This window comes from Oleiphilus sp. HI0080, from assembly GCF_001635135.1.
On the sequence record NZ_LWFU01000536.1, the window covers coordinates 1 to 3,496 of the forward strand.

General features: G+C 48.0%; 4 protein-coding genes. All 4 read left to right on the top strand.

Features of this window, described 5'->3' with window-relative positions:
* Window positions 1-169 precede the first annotated feature (169 nt).
* On the top strand, window positions 170-544 hold the full coding sequence (rpsL, locus tag A3751_RS11525; RefSeq protein WP_068456027.1) for a 30S ribosomal protein S12: 375 nt from the start codon (window positions 170-172) through the stop codon (window positions 542-544).
* Between the two features lie 91 nt (window positions 545-635).
* Window positions 636-1,106 carry a 30S ribosomal protein S7 gene (gene rpsG / locus A3751_RS11530; protein WP_068456030.1) on the top strand — a complete coding sequence of 157 codons (471 nt, stop codon included), beginning with the start codon at window positions 636-638 and terminating at the stop codon, window positions 1,104-1,106.
* Between the two features lie 72 nt (window positions 1,107-1,178).
* Window positions 1,179-3,275 (top strand): elongation factor G, encoded by a 2,097-nt coding sequence (gene fusA / locus A3751_RS11535; RefSeq protein WP_068456032.1) that lies wholly within the window; start codon window positions 1,179-1,181, stop codon window positions 3,273-3,275.
* A 23-nt stretch (window positions 3,276-3,298) separates the two neighbouring features.
* Window positions 3,299-3,496: GTP-binding protein (locus A3751_RS11540; RefSeq protein WP_231876883.1), on the top strand; the 198-nt coding region annotated here is incomplete at its 3' end.

A 3,496-nucleotide genomic window follows, 5' to 3' on the forward strand; every position in this document is an offset into this window, starting at 1 on the left:
AGTCGAGGGGCGCAAGTCTAATGACGCCCCCGTACAGTGTCAAGGCGTTTGGTTAAAAATAAACCAAACGCCTTGACACTGTACGGGGGCGTCATTAGACTTGCGCCCCTCGACTTGAGAGCACCTATTTTGGGTGGGAATTTGATAGATAATATTGGAGTTTGCTTACATGGCAACTATTAATCAGTTGGTGCGTAAGCCTAGAAAGCGTGTCGTCGCTAAAAGTGACGTTCCCGCGTTGCAGGCTTGTCCGCAGCGTCGTGGTGTTTGTACTCGTGTTTATACGACTACGCCGAAAAAGCCTAACTCGGCTTTGCGTAAAGTATGTCGTGTGCGCCTTACAAACGGCTACGAAGTAACATCTTATATCGGTGGTGAAGGCCACAACCTACAGGAGCACAGTGTAGTGTTGATCCGTGGTGGTCGTGTTAAAGACCTTCCGGGTGTGCGCTATCACACAGTTCGCGGTAGTTTGGATACATCTGGCGTTGCAGATCGTCGTCAGGGTCGTTCGAAGTACGGTGCTAAGCGTCCTAAGGGATAAGATTAGTTTTAATTTAAATTATAAGGGGTAAGAGTAAGGTCAGGTTCATCCTGAATTACCTGAAGACCTTAGATGTAACAGAGGGCTTATCATGCCAAGAAGAAGAGTTGTCGCCAAGCGCGAGATCCTTCCGGATCCAAAGTTTGGAAGTCAGTTGCTTGCTAAATTCATTAACCATGTAATGGTTAGTGGTAAAAAAGCGGTTGCAGAAAAGATTGTTTACGATGCGCTAGATACAGTTGCTGGCAAAAGTAACCAAGATCCAATGGAGTTGTTCGACAAAGCGTTAGAGTCGATCCAGCCGATGGTTGAGGTTAAGTCGCGTCGTGTAGGTGGTGCTACCTATCAAGTTCCAGTCGAAGTTCGTCCATCTCGTCAGATGGCTCTAGCTATGCGTTGGTTGGTTGAATATTCGCGTAAGCGTGGCGAAAAGTCGATGGCTTTGCGTCTTGCTGGTGAGATTCTTGATGCTGCAGAAGGTAAAGGTGCAGCTGTTAAGAAGCGTGAAGATGTTCACCGCATGGCGGAAGCGAACAAGGCATTCTCGCACTACCGTTTCTAAAACAAACTTTTGTTTTAGTGCACAAACAAGCCTGCTTTATGCAGGCTTGTTGCGATTAACGAGGAAATTTCAGTGGCCCGTAAAACGCCAATTGACCGTTACAGAAATATTGGGATCGTCGCTCACGTAGATGCGGGAAAGACGACCACAACGGAGCGTGTACTGTTCTATACAGGCTTGTCTCACAAGATTGGAGAGGTGCACGATGGTGCAGCGACCATGGATTGGATGGAGCAAGAGCAAGAGCGGGGTATCACTATTACTTCTGCCGCAACGACCTGCTTTTGGTCGGGTATGCGTCAGCAGTTTGATCAATTTAGAATCAATATTATCGACACGCCAGGGCACGTAGATTTCACGATCGAAGTAGAGCGGTCTTTGCGCGTTCTCGACGGTGCTGTCGTTGTTCTGTGTGGTTCATCTGGTGTGCAGCCTCAAACAGAAACTGTCTGGCGGCAAGCCAATAAATATCATGTGCCTCGAATGGTATTTGTAAATAAAATGGACCGAACGGGTGCTGATTACATGTCAGTTATCGAGCAGTTGAAATCTCGGCTGGGCGCCAACCCTGTACCATTGCAGATGACCATCGGTTCAGAAGATGAATTCAAAGGCGTTGTTGATCTTATTAAGATGAAGGCCGTTATCTGGAATGAGGCTGATCAAGGTATGACCTTTGAATATCAGGATATTCCAGAAGAATTGCTTGAAGAATGTCAACAAATGAGAGAGGGCATCGTTGAGGCTGCGGCCGAGGCCAACGATGAATATATGGATTTGTATCTTGAGGGTGTCGAGCTATCAGAGGAGCAGATAAAGGAGGGTATCCGGCTGCGAACGCTTGCAAATGAGATTGTTCCGGTGCTCGGTGGTTCGGCGTTCAAAAATAAGGGTGTTCAAGCCGTTTTGGATGCGGTGGTCGAGTACTTGCCATCGCCTACTGAGGTTAAAGCGATTGAGGGTGTTTTGGATGATGGCGAGACGATAGCGACTCGAGAAGCAGATGATGATGCGCCTTTTGCTGCCTTGGCCTTCAAGATTGCGACCGATCCCTTTGTCGGGACTCTAACTTTTTTCCGTGTGTATTCGGGTAAATTGCAGACCGGTGACGCGGTATGGAATCCTGTCAAAGGTAAGCGTGAGCGTATCGGGCGGATGGTGCAGATGCACTCTAATAACCGGGAAGAAATTAAAGAGGTTTTGGCGGGTGATATCGCTGCAGCAGTCGGCCTTAAAGATGTTACTACCGGCGAAACCTTGTGCGACCAATCGAATAAGATAACGCTAGAACGAATGGAATTTCCGGAGCCGGTTATTTCGGTTGCTGTAGAGCCGCGATCTCAGGCTGACCAGGAGAAGATGGGTGTTGCGCTAGGTAAGTTGGCGCAAGAAGATCCCTCGTTTCGTGTTAAGACTGATGAAGAGACGGGGCAAACCATTATTTCAGGTATGGGTGAGCTTCATCTTGATATTATTGTTGACCGCATGAAGCGCGAGTTTAGTGTAGAGGCGAATATCGGTAAGCCGCAGGTGGCTTATCGCGAGGCGATTCGTAATCACTGTGATATCGAGGGTAAGTTTATCCGGCAATCTGGTGGTCGTGGTCAGTATGGGCATGTAAATATTCGGTTTGAGCCTCGCTCCGATGGTGAAGAGGGGTTGGAGTTCGTAAACGAAATTGCTGGGGGTACTGTTCCTAGGGAGTATATTCCAGCGGTCGAAAAGGGTATCGAGGAGCAGATGAATAACGGTGTTCTGGCTGGTTATCCTTTGCTTGGCTTGAAGGCGACCTTGTATGACGGCTCTTATCATGATGTTGATTCGAATGAGATGGCGTTCAAGATTGCAGGTAGTATGGCTACCAAAAAGCTTTCTGAAGAAGGTGGGGCTGTCTTGCTTGAGCCTACAATGAAGGTAGAGGTGGTGACGCCGGAAGAGAATATGGGTGATGTGGTTGGTGATTTAAACCGCCGAAGAGGGCTGATTTCAGGTATGGATGATGGTCCGGGCGGAAAAGTCGTCAACGCAGAGGTCCCGTTATCAGAAATGTTTGGTTATGCGACGGATTTGCGGTCTGCAACGCAGGGTCGGGCAACTTATACGATGGAGTTTTTGAAGTATTCAGAAGCGCCGTCAAACATTGCAGAAGTAATCATTAATAGGCATTAAATCAGAGCTAAGGGGAATTTACCGTGGCAAAAGCAAAGTTTGAAAGAGTTAAGCCGCACGTTAACGTGGGAACCATTGGGCACGTTGATCACGGCAAAACAACATTAACGGCAGCACTTACTCGCGTATGTGCTGAAGTATTCGGTGGTGAGAAGGTTGACTTCGCGAACATCGACAACGCTCCAGAAGAGCGTGAGCGTGGTATTACAATTGCAACGTCA